The 13,679-nt window shown below is 66.9% G+C and carries 10 protein-coding genes; 4 read left to right on the top strand and 6 right to left on the bottom strand.

Annotated elements, in window-relative coordinates; translation table 11 throughout:
• Positions 1–57: 57 nt before the first annotated feature.
• Both KPL74_11315 and serA read right to left on the bottom strand, forming a co-directional pair.
• Positions 58–2,019 carry a trypsin-like peptidase domain-containing protein gene (locus tag KPL74_11315; GenBank protein ID QWT18338.1) on the bottom strand — a complete coding sequence of 654 codons (1,962 nt, stop codon included), beginning with the start codon at positions 2,017–2,019 and terminating at the stop codon, positions 58–60.
• Positions 2,020–2,090: 71 nt separating this feature from the next.
• Positions 2,091–3,326: a phosphoglycerate dehydrogenase gene (serA, locus tag KPL74_11310; protein ID QWT18337.1), complete on the bottom strand. Its 1,236-nt coding sequence runs from the start codon at positions 3,324–3,326 to the stop codon at positions 2,091–2,093.
• Positions 3,327–3,450: 124 nt separating this feature from the next.
• Here serA and KPL74_11305 point away from each other — a divergent pair, with 124 nt between their 5' ends.
• The gene (locus tag KPL74_11305; protein ID QWT18336.1) at positions 3,451–4,833 is read left to right on the top strand and encodes an FAD-binding oxidoreductase; all 1,383 of its coding nucleotides are present in this window, start codon (positions 3,451–3,453) and stop codon (positions 4,831–4,833) included.
• A 63-nt stretch (positions 4,834–4,896) separates the two neighbouring features.
• Entirely contained in the window at positions 4,897–5,856 is a 960-nt protein-coding gene (gene pip / locus KPL74_11300; GenBank protein QWT18335.1) for a prolyl aminopeptidase, read from the top strand.
• Positions 5,857–5,958: 102 nt separating this feature from the next.
• On the opposite strand, the gene KPL74_11295 is transcribed toward pip, so the two are convergent.
• From KPL74_11295 to KPL74_11280, 4 genes are all read right to left on the bottom strand, one after another.
• The gene (locus KPL74_11295) at positions 5,959–8,694 is read right to left on the bottom strand and encodes a lamin tail domain-containing protein (GenBank protein QWT18334.1); all 2,736 of its coding nucleotides are present in this window, start codon (positions 8,692–8,694) and stop codon (positions 5,959–5,961) included.
• Positions 8,695–8,829: 135 nt separating this feature from the next.
• Complete coding sequence (upp, locus tag KPL74_11290) at positions 8,830–9,468, bottom strand: uracil phosphoribosyltransferase (protein ID QWT18333.1); 639 nt, start codon at positions 9,466–9,468, stop codon at positions 8,830–8,832.
• Positions 9,469–9,682: 214 nt separating this feature from the next.
• Positions 9,683–9,994: a hypothetical protein gene (locus KPL74_11285; GenBank protein ID QWT18332.1), complete on the bottom strand. Its 312-nt coding sequence runs from the start codon at positions 9,992–9,994 to the stop codon at positions 9,683–9,685.
• A 252-nt stretch (positions 9,995–10,246) separates the two neighbouring features.
• The gene (locus tag KPL74_11280) at positions 10,247–11,743 is read right to left on the bottom strand and encodes an aminotransferase class III-fold pyridoxal phosphate-dependent enzyme (GenBank protein ID QWT18331.1); all 1,497 of its coding nucleotides are present in this window, start codon (positions 11,741–11,743) and stop codon (positions 10,247–10,249) included.
• A 237-nt stretch (positions 11,744–11,980) separates the two neighbouring features.
• On the opposite strand from KPL74_11280, the gene KPL74_11275 reads away from it, so the two are divergent.
• Together KPL74_11275 and KPL74_11270 are read left to right on the top strand one after the other, a co-directional pair.
• Entirely contained in the window at positions 11,981–12,901 is a 921-nt protein-coding gene (locus KPL74_11275) for an ABC transporter ATP-binding protein (protein ID QWT18330.1), read from the top strand.
• The gene (locus KPL74_11270; GenBank protein QWT18329.1) at positions 12,898–13,677 is read left to right on the top strand and encodes an ABC transporter permease; all 780 of its coding nucleotides are present in this window, start codon (positions 12,898–12,900) and stop codon (positions 13,675–13,677) included. The genes KPL74_11275 and KPL74_11270 overlap by 4 nt, the downstream gene beginning before the upstream one ends.
• Positions 13,678–13,679: the final 2 nt, after the last annotated feature.

The following is a 13,679-nucleotide window of genomic DNA, read 5'->3' as shown; positions in this document are numbered from 1 at the left end:
CGACTCAGTACAGGACGCGGGCGCGCGGGGTCCGGTTGAAGCAGGACGATGCTCAGGTCAAGGCGCGTCGGGCAACCGCGTGGCGCTGCGTGCCTCGTGCAGCCTCGCCCGCATGTCCTCGTCGCTCGGCTGGGCCTTCTGCGCATAGCTGATGACGTACGCGTGCTGTGCGGCGTCCGGATGTGCCGGATCGTAGACTTCGCTGACGATGCGCCAGTCGTCGTGGTTGTACGGCTGGCCATCATGCGGGTGCGCGTGCTTCATCAGGTCGGCCCAGCGCGAGAGTGCCTCCTGCGGCGAATCCTCGGCCGCGCGCTCTAAGCGGTCGATGTACACCGTCGCGTTGGGGGCGTCCTCCTCCAACAGGCCCAGCCGCCGTGCGTGGATGGCCGCGTTGCCGTTCTCGACGGTCCACGACGACGCCACGGTGACCTGGGTGCGCGGATTGAGCGGCACCAGAGTCGCCGGCCAGCGTGCCTGCAGGCCATCGGTCGCCAGTGTCGCAACCTTGCCGTCGCTGCCGATCGACGTGTCGCGTAGCGCGGTGGGCAGCGCACCGGCGCTGGTGAAGGCTTTCCACTGGGCGAGCGTGCCGTGGTACGCGATGTCTTCCATGTCCGCCATCAGGCGCAGCTGGTCGGTGATCTGCATGCGCTCGCGGGCGCGACCGAAGCGCAGCATGCCGACCGCGCCCTCGGGCGTCGGCGTCGTCGCGATCACGATGCACCCATCGATGAAGGGCACGGCGAAGGTGTCCACGTGCCAGCTGCGCCCCAGCCGGTCGGTGAACGGTTCGCTGGCGATAGCCTCGCCCAGCGAGGTGATGCGGACCTTCTCCTGGCCGACGCTGCGGGTGATGTTGCCGCGCGAGAGCAGTTGCTCGATCACCGGGCGGCCGCCCTGGCCCAGGCCCGGCTGGTCGGCCTCGGAATGGATGTGCCAGAGCACCGTGTCGGCGATGCCGGCTTGCTCGATGTAACCCTTGTTCGCGGTGGGCGAGCGGTCGTGGCGCAGGTCGGTGCGGATCCACGTGCCGTCGTCGCCTTCCCTGGTCACCGCGGGCAGGCTCTGCGTCCATGGGCCCTTCGCGAGCAGGTCGTGCGACGCATTGCCGAGCGGGAACAGCGTCGCGGCGTGGTCGTGCTGCCAGGCGCGCGTTTCATCGGCACTGGCTTTGTTGAACAGGGTGGACAGGCGCTGGTTGAACGCGGCGTAGCCCAGCGGCAGGGCGACGGTGTCGCGCAGGCGATTGCTGCGGGTGTCGCGGGCGAACGCTACGCTAAAGTGCTGCGGTAGGTCGATGCTGGCCTCGTGGTCGGAAGCATCGAGCACGCGCGAGATCGGCAGGGCGTAGTTGAGGTTCTCGTTCGCCGACTTGCGCAGGACCACGCCGATCACCTTGCCCTGGTCGTCGATGAGCGGGCCGCCGCTGTTGCCGGGCGATGCCGGTGCGGAGAAGCGCATCCATTTCCAGCGGCCGTCGAGCTCTTCGGGGGTGTCGGAGGTGTACAGGCCATCGCGCAACACGACGCCGGTGCCCAGTGCATTGCCGACCGCGAATACCGTTTCGTTGACGGCCGGCGAGCGCTCTGCCTCAAGCGGCACGATCGCGGGTGCCTTTGCGAGACTGAACTCCACGAAATCTTCCTGCGGCGAGAAACGCAGCACCTTGTCGATGGCGAAGACGTGGCCCTGCTCGTCGCGCAGCATCAACGGGCCCTGCAGCGAGTCGATGCCTTCGAGGAACACATGGAACGCCGTGACGAAGCGTCCGTCACCGATGGCGAAGGCGGTGCCGAGCGAGCGGTAGTGGTCGGTGCGCTCTTGGTACGAGAGTTGGTCGACCGGCAGCGGTTTGTCGTAGACGACCTTGCTTTCGTCGGCCTTGGCGGCGACGACTTCAAAGGTCGCCGCGCGTACCTTTGGAAGGCGTGCCGCATCCAGCGTGGCGGCCTGCGCCGCCGTGGCCAGGCCCGTGCTGATGGCCAACGCCATCGTCCACTTCAACAGAACGGCCATGTTCGATTCCCTGTGATGGATTCACAGGGTATGCCACTTTCGCGTGTGAAATGAAGTGCAAATTCCTGCGATCAGTACAGCGCGCGTGCGCGCAACGTACCGTCGATGGCGGCCAGTTCGTTGCGCAGCGCCGCGGCATGCTCTTCGCTGGTGCTCACGTCGATCACCACGTAACCGACCTGGCCCGACGTCTGCAGGTACTGGCCGTCGATGTTCACCGCGGCGCGCGAAAACACGTCGTTGACCCGCGACAACACGCCCGGGATGTTCCGGTGGATGTGCAGCAGGCGGCGGCTGGTGGGGTGGCCCGGCAGCGATACTTCCGGGAAATTGATCGCCGAGAGCGTGCTGCCGTTGTCGCTGTAGCGAACCAGCTTGGACGCCACTTCGATGCCGATGTTCTCCTGTGCCTCGCCGGTGCTGCCGCCGACGTGCGGCGTGAGGATCACGTTGTCCATGCCGACCAGCGGCGACACGAACGGATCGTCGTTACCCTTGGGTTCGACCGGGAACACGTCGATGGCGGCGCCGGCAAGGTGCCTGGAACGCAGCGCGGCGGCCAGTGCGTCGATGTCGACGACGGTGCCACGCGACGCGTTTACCAGCATGCTGCCGGGCTTCATCCGCGCGATCTCGGCGGGGCCGATCATCAGCTTGGTCTGCGCGGTCTCGGGCACGTGCAACGTCACCACGTCGGCGCGCTCGAGCAGGTCGTCGAGGCTGGAGGCGGGCCTCGCGTTGCCGAGCGAGAGCTTGGCTTCGATGTCGTGGAAGATCACCCGCATGCCCAGCGATTCGGCGAGCACGCCAACCTGGGTGCCGATGTGGCCGTAGCCGACGATGCCCAGCACCTTGTCGCGCACTTCGAAACTACCGGCGGCGGATTTCGACCAGCCGCCCCGATGGCACTGCGCATTCTTTTCCGGAATCCGCCGCATCAGCATGATGGTTTCGGCGATGACCAGTTCGGCGACGCTGCGGGTGTTGGAATAGGGCGCGTTGAACACCGGCACGCCCAGCCGCTCGGCCTCGGTCGAATCGACCTGGTTGGTGCCGATGCAGAAGCAGCCGATGGCGATGAGGCGGCGGGCTTCGGCCAGTACCTCGGCGCTGAGGTGGGTCCGCGAGCGGATGCCCACGATGTGCGCGTCGGCGATGCGTTCGCGCAGTTCGTCCTCGGGCAACGACTTCTCGTGGAACTCGATCTGGGTGTAGCCGGCCTGGCGGAAGGTATCCAGCGCGCTGCGGCTGACGCCCTCCAGCAGCAGAACCTTGATGTCCTCTTTGGGGTACGACGTGCGCTTCATGGCCAGCCCGGTGTGCTTGCGAATCGAAACTCCACTATGCCAGAACGCTGCCCGGATGTTGCAGCGCAGTGGACGGCTGGCGGCCGCGCTGGCACCCTCGGGTGGACACCCTGGTGAGAGCCCCATGAGCGATCCGCGCCTGACCGACCTTGCCCGCCAGTTGCCTGGCCTGAAGCTGTCCACCGACCCCGGCGACCTGGAACATCACGGCCGCGACTGGACCCGGCGCTGGACGCCGGCGCCGCTCGCGATCGCCTATCCGGCCGACATCGCCGAGGTCCAGGGCATCGTTCGCTGGGCCAACGCGGCCGGCGTGGCCGTGGTGCCCTCCGGTGGCCGCACCGGCCTTTCCGGTGGTGCCGTGGCCGCCCATGGCGAGCTGGTGGTCAGCCTGGACCGGATGAACAGGGTGCTGGATTTCGATCCGGTGGATCGCACGCTGACCGTGCAGCCCGGCATCGCCCTTGAGGCGGTGCACAACGCTGCCCGCGAGCGTGGGCTGATCTACCCGGTGGACTTCGCTGCGCGTGGGTCGTGCCAGATCGGCGGGAACATCGCCACCAATGCCGGCGGGATCCGGGTGATCCGTTACGGCAACACGCGCCAGTGGATCGCCGGCCTCAAGGTGGTCACCGGCAGCGGCGAGTTGCTCGACCTCAACAAGTCCCTGGTGAAGAACGCGTCGGGCTACGACCTGCGCCATTTGTTCATCGGCTCGGAAGGCACGCTCGGCATCGTCGTGGAAGCGACCCTGCTGCTGGCCTCGCCACCGCCGCCGTCGCAGGTGATGCTGCTGGCGGTGCCGGCGATGGATGACCTGATGAAGGTCTTCGCGGAGGCCCGCCAACGCTTGCAGCTGGAAGCCTTTGAATTCTTCACCGACCTCGCGCTCGGCCACGTGCTCGCGCACGGCGGGCAGGCGCCGTTCGACGAGACCTATCCGTTCTACGTGGTCACCGAGTTCGACGCGGCCGACGAGAAGGCCGAGGCGGCGGCGCTGGCGTTTTTCGAGCAATGCCTGGCGAGCGGCTGGGTGGTGGATGGGGTGATCTCGTCGTCCGACGCCCAGGCGGCGGCGCTGTGGCGCTTGCGCGAGGGCATCACCGAGAGCCTGGCGAGGCACAAGCCCTACAAGAACGACGTTTCGGTACGCATTTCCCGCGTGCCGGCGTTCATGGCCGCGATGCAGGCCTTGCTGGCCGAGGGCTATCCGGATTTCGAGGTGGTCTGGTTCGGGCACATCGGCGACGGCAACCTGCATATCAACGTGCTGAAGCCCGAGGGGCTGGATTACCCGGTGTTCGTGGAGCAGTGCGAGCACGTGACCAGCTTGCTGGTGGACACGCTGGCAAGGCACGAGGGCTCGATTTCGGCGGAGCACGGGATCGGGCTGGTGAAGAAGCCGTGGCTGGGGAGCGTACGGTCGGAGGCGGAGATTGGCCTGATGCGGGGGATCAAGCGGGTGCTGGATCCGAATGGGGTGATGAATCCCGGCAAGTTGCTGTAGGCGGGGCGGGTGGGGCGGCGGTGGTAATCTTGGGGTCTTTCCCCTTTCCCCAAGGACACGCCCATGGCCCAGGACTCCCCGGACCTGTATCCCGCGATCGAGCCCTACGAGGTTGGCTCGCTCAAGGTCTCCGACCTGCACACCCTCTACTTCGAGCAGAGCGGCAACCCGAACGGCAAGCCGGTGGTGTTCCTGCACGGCGGCCCGGGTGGCGGTACCAATCCGCGCTGCCGGCGTTTCTTCGATCCGAAGAAGTATCGCATCGTGCTGTTCGACCAGCGCGGCTGCGGCAAGTCGACGCCGCACGCCGAACTCACCGACAACACCACGTGGGACCTGGTCGCCGACATCGAGCGCCTGCGCACCCACCTGGGCATCGACCAGTGGCAGGTGTTCGGCGGTTCGTGGGGCTCGACGCTCGCACTGGCCTATGCACAGACGCATCCGGCCCACGTGAGCGAGCTGGTCCTGCGCGGCATCTTCATGCTTCGCCGCAGCGAGCTGGAGTGGTTCTACCAGGGCGGCTGCGACCAGCTGTATCCGGACGCGTGGGAAACCTACCTGTCGGCGATCCCGCAGGCCGAGCACGGCGACCTGATCAGTGCCTACCATCGTCGCCTGACCAGCCCGGATGCGGCCACCCGCGTGGCTGCCGCGCGTGCGTGGTCGGTGTGGGAAGGTGCCACCAGCTATCTGTACCAGGACGAAGGCCACATCGCGTCGAGCGGTGAAGACGAGTTCGCGTTGGCGTTCGCACGTATCGAGTGCCACTACTTCGTCAACGCGGGCTTCTTCGAAGTCGACGGCCAGTTGCTGCGCGACGTGGGCAAGATCCGCCATATCCCGACGGTGATCGTGCAGGGCCGTTACGACGTGGTCTGCCCCGTGCGTAGCGCATGGGACCTGCACCGTGCGTTCCCGGAAGCGCAGTTGCGCATCGTGCAGGACGCTGGGCATTCGGCGTTCGAGCCGGGGATTACACGGGAGCTGGTTCGGGCTACGGATCAGTTTGGGCGGGTTTGACGCCCTTTGACGCCCTTTAGAGAAACGCCTTGGGGTGCGGCTGCGCGCGATGGGCTTGGATAGGCCTATCGCGCGCAGGCGCGCTCCTACAGGGGGGGTGCGTTAGAACAGGATCGAGGGGAGGGTCAGCAGGTCGACGACGAAGCCGTCGTGGTCGGACGAGCCGATCGCCTTCTTCACGCCGGTTTCCTTCGCCGAGTCGTCCAGCGTCTGCACCGGTGCGTCGAGGTTGCCGCGGCCGTATTCCATCTGCAGGAACAGGCCTCGTGCCACGGTGTTGAGCAGTGCATGGTCCAGCACCTGGTGGGTCGGCACCGAGCGCGGGGCCTGGCCCTGGATGTTGCCGAAGTTTTCGGTGAACAGGAACGAGTAGCGATCGTTCGAGGGCACCGAATCCACCGCATTCCACAGCGCCGGCTTGACGATGTTCTTGCCGAGCTTCAGCAGGTTCTGGCTGTCGTCGTACTTGCCCGAGACCAGGCCGACCACGTCGGTGAAGCCATCGCTGAACTGGTACGAGTTGAAGTCACCGACGACCATCACCGGCGTGAGCAGGTTCTTTCGGTCGGTCTGCAACGCCTGCACCTGCTTCGCCAGCGACTGGGCCTGGAGGAAGCGCTTCTGGCGGTCGCGATCGGCGGTGGTGCCGGTCTTGTCCACGTTCTGGCGCGCCTTCGGATGCACCGAGATGACGTTGATGCGCATGCGGCCGATGATCGACGGCACGTCGGCCGTGAGCAGCAGCGGCGGGTGGTCATGCAGGAACGACTGCGAGCCGCCATCGTCCCAGGTGGCATCGGCGTCGAGCTGGCGCACGTCCACCACGCGGACGCGGTCGGTACGCACGAGGAAGCCCACGTTGATGCCGCTCGGGTCATGGCCCGGCTGCAGGAACGCTTCGTACTGCGCCGGGTAGTCGTCACCCAGCTGCTTGGCCAGGCCCTGCAGCACGGCGAGGCTCTTGACCTCTTCCACCGAGAGGATGTCCGGCAGCTTCAGCACGCCGCCGATGTAGGCCGACAGGCGCTGGGTCTTCAGCTTGACTTCGTCTGCCGTCGGCTCGGTGCTGCCGCCGCTGCAGGTAAAGGTCGTGTTGAAGTCCGTGTCGCAGAAACGCTCGGTGTTCAGCGCACCCACGCGCACCGCGAAGAACGGCTTGTTGTCGACCGGGCGAGGCAGCGGGTTGGCTTTCTTGATGGTGATCTTGCTGGGGATGAAGGTGTACGCACCGAACGCGTACGAGATCACGCCTTCGGCCTTGAACGTGGTGCCGGCGTTGTACGGGGTGTTGACCGGCACGGCGCCGAAGTCGGCCGTGTTCATCTTCAGCACTTCCGGGTTACCCGACCAGTTCGGCAGGTTCACGCCATCGGGCACCGGCACGGTGTAACGCACGCCCGGCTTGCGCAGCGAACGCTGGCCGTTGGTGGTGATGTACACCTCGGCGAATGGCTCGTTGCTGAAGCGCAGGTTTCCGGTGGTGATCATGCCGTTGTCGATGCTGACGCGCATGCCGACGAAGCACTGGAAGTTGGTCGTGCCGCAGGACAGCGCGTTCGGATCGTTCGACGGCACCTTGTCGTTGAACGTCACCGCCGCCGGTAGGCGTGCGCCGTGCATGGTCGTGGTGATGGTGGCGTTCTTCAGTTCCGGCAGGCTGAAGTAGTTGTCGACGGTGGCTTCCACGTCGACCTGGTCGCCGGCCTTCACGGTCGGCGCCGTGCTGGTGAACACGTAGATACCGTTGGAGGTGAGCGCGTCGTTGTCCGCGCGGCTATCCGGCGTCTGCATGGTGAAGCCGGCCGGGCCGACCGCCGTGACGATGTTGGCCTTGGTTGCGACACGCTTGCCGAGCAGCGGCGAGACCTGGTCGTGGCCGGTGACCTGCCAGATCTCGGCGGCGACGGGGATCTCGTTGAGGATCGCGCCGACCGCGCTGGCCTTGGCCAGGGCGACGTTGCCCGAGGCGTTGCTCAGGTTGACCTTGAAGGCCTTGTCCGGGCCGGATGCCTTGGCGCCGTGCACGTTCACCGTAACGGTGGCCGTCGTCTGGCCCGCCGGGATGGTGACGTCCTGGTCGACGGCGTCGTAGTCGCCGGCCGCGACCGTCGCGGTGTCGTCCTGGGTGGCGGCATGCACGGTCACGTCGGCCGTGCCGACCTGGCTGAGCGTGACGGTGAACGGCATCGGCACGTCGGTGGCGTTGCGCAGGCTGGCCGAGCTGTCGGCGATGGACAGGCTCGGGCCCTGGGCAACGCAGGCGGACGCGCTGTTGTGCGGCGTGGTCGGAGCGACCTTGACCCAGTCGGCGGCGTTGTCGCCGGAGGACTGCGGCAGGTTGGCCGCGTTGGTCTTGCGGCCATAGCCCTGGTCGGTGTTGCTGCTGCCGAGGCTGGCCAGCGGCGTGCCCAGCTTGTAAGCGGAACCGGCGCTGAGGCCGACCTGGTCGATCACCGTGCCGGAGGCGTCGAGCAGGGCGAGGCCACCGTCGTCGGTCACGCCGGTGGTGTACTTCTGGTCGAAGGCCACGCTGCCCGAGTAACCCGACGCGGCGGTATTGGCCAGCAGCAGGTAGCAGCCCGGGGCCACGGTAATGCCTGCCGGGAAGGTAAAGCGGGTGCCGGTGGTGCCAGCCGAGTTCGACGCGTTGAGCTTGTAGCCCGTGACGTCCAGCGGGGCGGTGCCGGTGTTCTGCACCTCGACGAATTCGTCGTTACCGCCTGCGGGGCCGCGTACGCGGAACTGGGTGATGGAAAGATCCGCCGCCTGGAGCGACGAAACGGCCATGAGGCCGGCGAGCGCCGCCCACAGGGCACGCTGCTGTCTGGTCGAACGCATTCGATGTTCCCCTCGAGTCGTTGAGTTGTACGCGACCCGAGACGCCCGCAATCCCATGCGGCGCGCTCCCCCTGTCAGGCCCGTCGCAGGATTTTGCCGCACCTATATGACAGCCGAATGTGATCCACCGCCCGACTAATCCGCCTTCTGCTTGGTCCCGAAGATCTTGTCCCCCGCATCGCCCAGCCCCGGCAGGATGTAACCCAGCTCGTTCAGGTGGTCGTCGATGGAGGCGACGTAGATCTCGATATCCGGGTGGGCCGCCTCGATCCGCTTCAGCCCCTCCGGCGCGGCCACCAGGAACAGGCCCTTGATCCGCTTCGCGCCGGCCGCCTTGAGCATGTCCACCGTGGCGACCAGGGTGCCGGCCGTGGCCAGCATGGGGTCGACGATGATCGCGGTGCGCTCGTCCAGCCGGCCGCTGAGCTTCTCGTAGTACGCCACCGGCTGCAGGGTTTCCTCGTCACGCTGGAGGCCGACCACGCTGACCTTGGCCGCGGGGATCATTTCCAGCACGCCGCTGAGCATGCCCAGGCCCGCGCGCAGGATCGGCACGATGGTGACCTTCTTGCCCTTGATGTGGGTGACTTCCACCGGGCCGGCCCAGCCCTCGATCGTCTTGCACTCGGTTTCCATGTCGGCCGTGGCTTCGTAGGTGAGCAGGGCGGCGACTTCCGAGGCGAGCTCGCGGAACTCCTTGGTGCTGATCCCGGCGGCACGCATCAGGCCGAGCTTGTGCTGGATAAGGGGATGGCGGACTTCGACGATTTTCATGGGCGCATGCGTGGCTGGCTTCGATGCCGCATTTTCGCACGGACGGGGTGGCGGCTGCGCCGCCGTGTCATGGATTCGCGCTCAGGCACGCCCCCACAAACGTCACCCCGTCTGTAGGAGCGCGCCTGCGCGCGACCGAATACGCGCGACCGAACCTGCGCGCGACCCAACCCGCACGCGACCCAACCCGCACGCGACCCAACTCGCAACAACATCAACCCTTAAGACACGTACTCATGAACGTCTTCCGCTCATCGCCCTTCAGCGTCTTGGCGGACGCATCGGCGTTGCACTTCTTCATCTTGTCCTGCTGGGTCATCTTGGGCGCGGCGGCCGGCTGCTCGCCTTTCAGGCAGCTGGACATGAAGGCTTTGCGCTCGTCACCCTTTTTGCCGGTGGCCTGGGTGTTGCAGGTGGACATCCGCTGTTGCTGCGGTGTCAGGTCTTTCTTGGCCTGGGCCGCGAAGGCGGAACCGGCGAAAACGAAGAGGATGGAAACGGCAAGGACACGAAACTGCACGCGCATGGCGAACCCCTACGTGACGCCGGCCAACCCGGCGCGGGCCAGCTTACGCTTTTTCGTAAGAGCTACGCCAATCCACGGCGATGCACTTGTAGGAGCGCGCCTGCGCGCGATCGGCCTCGCGGAATGCCTGCGTGGTCGGGCATAACCATGGCGGGCGGGCACGACCATCGCGCGCAGGCAAAGCCATCGCGCGCAGGCAAAGCTATCGCGCGCAGGCGCGCTCCTACAAAAAACGGGGCGGGTTCGGCGGGGTTACGCGGCCTTTTCTTCCGCCCGGCGCGGGCCTTCCTTCAGGGCCTGGCGGACTTCATCGATGATGAGGTCGACCTCGGCGCTGGTGACGCGGAAGTGCGGGGTGAAGCGCAGCGAGTTGGCGCCGCCGTGGATCACGCCGATGCCGCGCTCGCGCATGTATTCCTCGGTGGAGCCTTCGCCGTAGCACTTGAATTCCGGGGCGAGCTCGCAGGAGAACAGCAGGCCGGTGCCCTGGACCTTGGTGATCAGCCCGCCGAGTTCGGTCTTCAGGCCTTCGAGCTTCTGCAGGAATTCCTTGCCACGCTCGCGGATGTTGGTGCGCACCTCGTCGGTGAGCTCGGCCATCGTCGCGATGGCGGTGTCCAGCGCGCGCGGGTTGGCGGTCATCGTGTTGCCGTAGATGCCCTTGCGGTAGAGGCCGGCGACGCGTTCGGACACGGCCAGCACCGACAGCGGGTACTGGCCGGCATTGAGCGCCTTGGAGAAGGTCTCCAGGTCCGGTGCGTCGAGCTTCTCGAAGCCCGGGTAATCGATGATCGACAGCACGCCGTGCGCACGCAGGCCGGCCTGGATCGAGTCGACCAGCAGCAGGGTGCCGTGCTCGCGGGTGAGTTCGCGCGCGGCGGCGTAGAACTCCGGCGTCAGGGCGCGGCCCGGGTCGCCTTCGCCCATCACCGGCTCGAGGAACATCGCTTCGATGAACCAGCCGTTGCGCTCGGCCTCGGCGAACGCGGCCTTCAGCGCGGCGACGTTGTACGGCTCCACGGTGATCAGCGTGTCTTCGTTACGGAAGCTGGCCAGGTGCTGCTGGTAGTTGCGGCGCGACGAATCCGAGTAGATCGCCGGGCGTTCGGTGCGGCCGTGGAAGGCGCCCTTCACCGCGAGGCGCTTGATCGTGCGGCCGGCGTGGCGTGCACCCGGGTCGGTCATGATGCGAGCGTTGACGTCGGCGATGCGGCCGGCGAGGGTCACCGACTCCGAGCCGGAGTTGAGGCACAGGAAGTGCGAGTACGGGCTGCCGCCGCGGGTGTGGCCGAGCTCCTTGCGCAGGGCCGCGCACAGGCGGACCTGCGAGACGTTCGCGGTCATCACGTTGGCCATGACCTGCGGGCGCGACATGGCCTCGAGGATGTGCTGCGGGTTGTGGCCGAAGCCGAGCATGCCGTAGCCGCCATCGTCATGCAGCACCGCGCCCTTCAGCGTCACCACCCAAGGCCCGCGCGCCGCCGCGGGCACGTAGGGGTTCACGCCGTCATCGGGGTAGAAGTTCACCAGGCCGCACTGCAGGTGATGGATCTGCGCGTCTTCATCCATGCGCAGGAAGTCGCCCATCTCCGCACGCAGCGCCTGGTGATAGACGATGGCTTCGTCGATGGCGCGGCGCAGGTCCGCGTCGTGGGCTGCGAAACGCTCGATGGTGGCGTCGGGCAGGCCGGTGGTGCGGGCCTTGCCGCCGAAGTCGCGCATCTCGCGCAGGGTGCCGATGACGTCCATTACCTTTCCTCGCCAAACTTTACGTTGCGGTGTGCCGGTGTGTCGCGCGCGAACGCGCCCCTACAGGTCTCGGATATATCCCTAACTAGTTATGTTTAAAGGGATTATTGGCCGAGCATAACATGCGGTTTTTTGCCCCGTAACCCCCGGGTGACGCTTGTCACATCCGCACAATGACGCAAGCGACTGCCGCCAATGGGTTGCGACCGAATATGGTGCGACGCAAGGGAGGACACCATGAACAACGACACCTGCATCGCCCGCCTCGACGGCGTCCACAAGCGTTACGGCGCCGTTACGGCACTCGACGGCATCGACCTGCAAATCCACCGCGGCGAGCTGCTCGCCCTGCTCGGGCCGAACGGCGCGGGCAAGACCACCAGCATCGGCCTGCTGCTCGGCCTGAACCGGGCGGACAGCGGCCAGGTCAGCCTGTTCGGCCGGGATCCCCAGGACATCGAGGCCCGCCGCCGCATCGGCGTGATGCTGCAAACGGCTAACCTGCCGCCCACCCTCAAGGTGCGCGAGCTGATCCGGCTCACCGCCAGCTACTACCCGCAGCCGCGCTCGGTGGCCGAGTGCGCGACCCTCGCCGGCATCACCGACCTGCTCGAACGCCGCTACGTCGCCCTCTCCGGCGGCCAGCAACGCCGGGTGCAGTTCGCGATGGCGATGGCCGGCAACCCGGAACTGCTGTTCCTGGACGAACCCACCACCGGCCTCGACGTCTCGGCGCGCCAGGCCCTGTGGTCGGCGATCCGCGGGCTGATCTCGCGCGGTGCATCCGTGGTCCTGACCACGCATTACCTCGAAGAAGCCGAGGCACTGGCCGACCGGGTCTGCGTGATCGCGAAGGGCAGGGTGGTGTCGGAAGGCACCGTCGATGCGCTTCGGGCCCATGTCGCCGTACGCCGCATCCGCTGCATCACGTCGACGCCGGTCGACACCGTGGCCGCGTGGCCCGAGGTGGAGACGGTGGCGACGCAACAGGAACGGCTGGTCATCGCCACCACGCAAGCCGAGGCGGTGGTGCGGCGCCTGCTGGCGCTCGACCCCGACCTGCGCGAGCTGGAAGTCCAGCGCGCCGGCCTCGCCGAGGCCTTCACCGAAATCACCCGCGACAGCGAAGCGGCCGACGCCGCGCAGGAGGCCGCATGAACACCATCGACAGCACCGCCACCCCGGTGATGACCGGCGCCCGCGTAGCCCACGCCTACCTGGAGGAAGCGCGGACCGAAGTGCTTCGCTACCTGCGCCTGCCGGGCTTCCTGCTACCCACCATGCTGTTCCCGACCGTGTTCTACGTCATGTTCGGCATCGTGCTCGGGGCCCACAATTCGGCCGATGCCCCGCGCTACCTGCTTGCCTCGTACGGCACGTTCGGCGTCATGGCCCCGGGCCTGTTCGGCTTCGGCGTGTCGCTGGCGATCGATCGCGAGCATGGCCTGCTTACCCTCAAGCGCGCACTACCGATGCCGCCGGGTGCCTACCTGGCGGGAAAGATGTGCATGGCGATGCTAATGGCCGCCGTGGTCTCGGTGCTGATGCTGTGCATCGCCGTGTTCGCCGCAGGCGTGAAGCTGGGCGCGGGCAATATGCTCGGCTTCTTCGCCACGGAAGTGCTGGGCGTGCTGCCGTTCTGCTCGCTCGGCCTGTTGCTGGGCACGCTGGCCAAGGGGCAGAGCGCGCCGGGCCTGGTCAACCTGGTCTACCTGCCGATGGCCTTTCTGTCCGGCCTGTGGTTCCCGCTGTCGATGATGCCGAAGGTGCTGCAGGCGATCGGGCCGATCTGGCCGGCCTACCACCTGGACCAGCTCGCCCTTTCCGCGGTGGGCCTGCAGCAGGGTGGTGAGTGGGTGCATGTCCTGGTCCTGGCCGGCTTCACGGCGGCCTTCCTCACCCTCGCCACGCGTCGCCTGCGCCGCCACGGTTGAAG

It is taken from the genome of Bacillus sp. NP157 (assembly GCA_018889975.1).
Lineage (GTDB): Bacteria > Pseudomonadota > Gammaproteobacteria > Xanthomonadales > Rhodanobacteraceae > Luteibacter.
Note: the sequence above shows the minus strand (reverse complement) of the source record. Positions and strands in the feature narration are given on the sequence as shown.

Excerpts from the sequence above, each read along its gene's own strand:
- KPL74_11315 (QWT18338.1), bottom strand. The coding sequence starts at position 2,019 with ATGGCCGTTCTGTTGAAGTGGACGATGGCGTTGGCCATCAGCACGGGC.
- serA (QWT18337.1), bottom strand. The coding sequence starts at position 3,326 with ATGAAGCGCACGTCGTACCCCAAAGAGGACATCAAGGTTCTGCTGCTG.
- KPL74_11275 (QWT18330.1), top strand. The coding sequence starts at position 11,981 with ATGAACAACGACACCTGCATCGCCCGCCTCGACGGCGTCCACAAGCGT.
- KPL74_11285 (QWT18332.1), bottom strand. The coding sequence starts at position 9,994 with ATGCGCGTGCAGTTTCGTGTCCTTGCCGTTTCCATCCTCTTCGTTTTC.
- KPL74_11270 (QWT18329.1), top strand. The coding sequence starts at position 12,898 with ATGAACACCATCGACAGCACCGCCACCCCGGTGATGACCGGCGCCCGC.
- KPL74_11295 (QWT18334.1), bottom strand. The coding sequence starts at position 8,694 with ATGCGTTCGACCAGACAGCAGCGTGCCCTGTGGGCGGCGCTCGCCGGC.
- KPL74_11305 (QWT18336.1), top strand. The coding sequence starts at position 3,451 with ATGAGCGATCCGCGCCTGACCGACCTTGCCCGCCAGTTGCCTGGCCTG.
- pip (QWT18335.1), top strand. The coding sequence starts at position 4,897 with ATGGCCCAGGACTCCCCGGACCTGTATCCCGCGATCGAGCCCTACGAG.
- KPL74_11280 (QWT18331.1), bottom strand. The coding sequence starts at position 11,743 with ATGGACGTCATCGGCACCCTGCGCGAGATGCGCGACTTCGGCGGCAAG.
- upp (QWT18333.1), bottom strand. The coding sequence starts at position 9,468 with ATGAAAATCGTCGAAGTCCGCCATCCCCTTATCCAGCACAAGCTCGGC.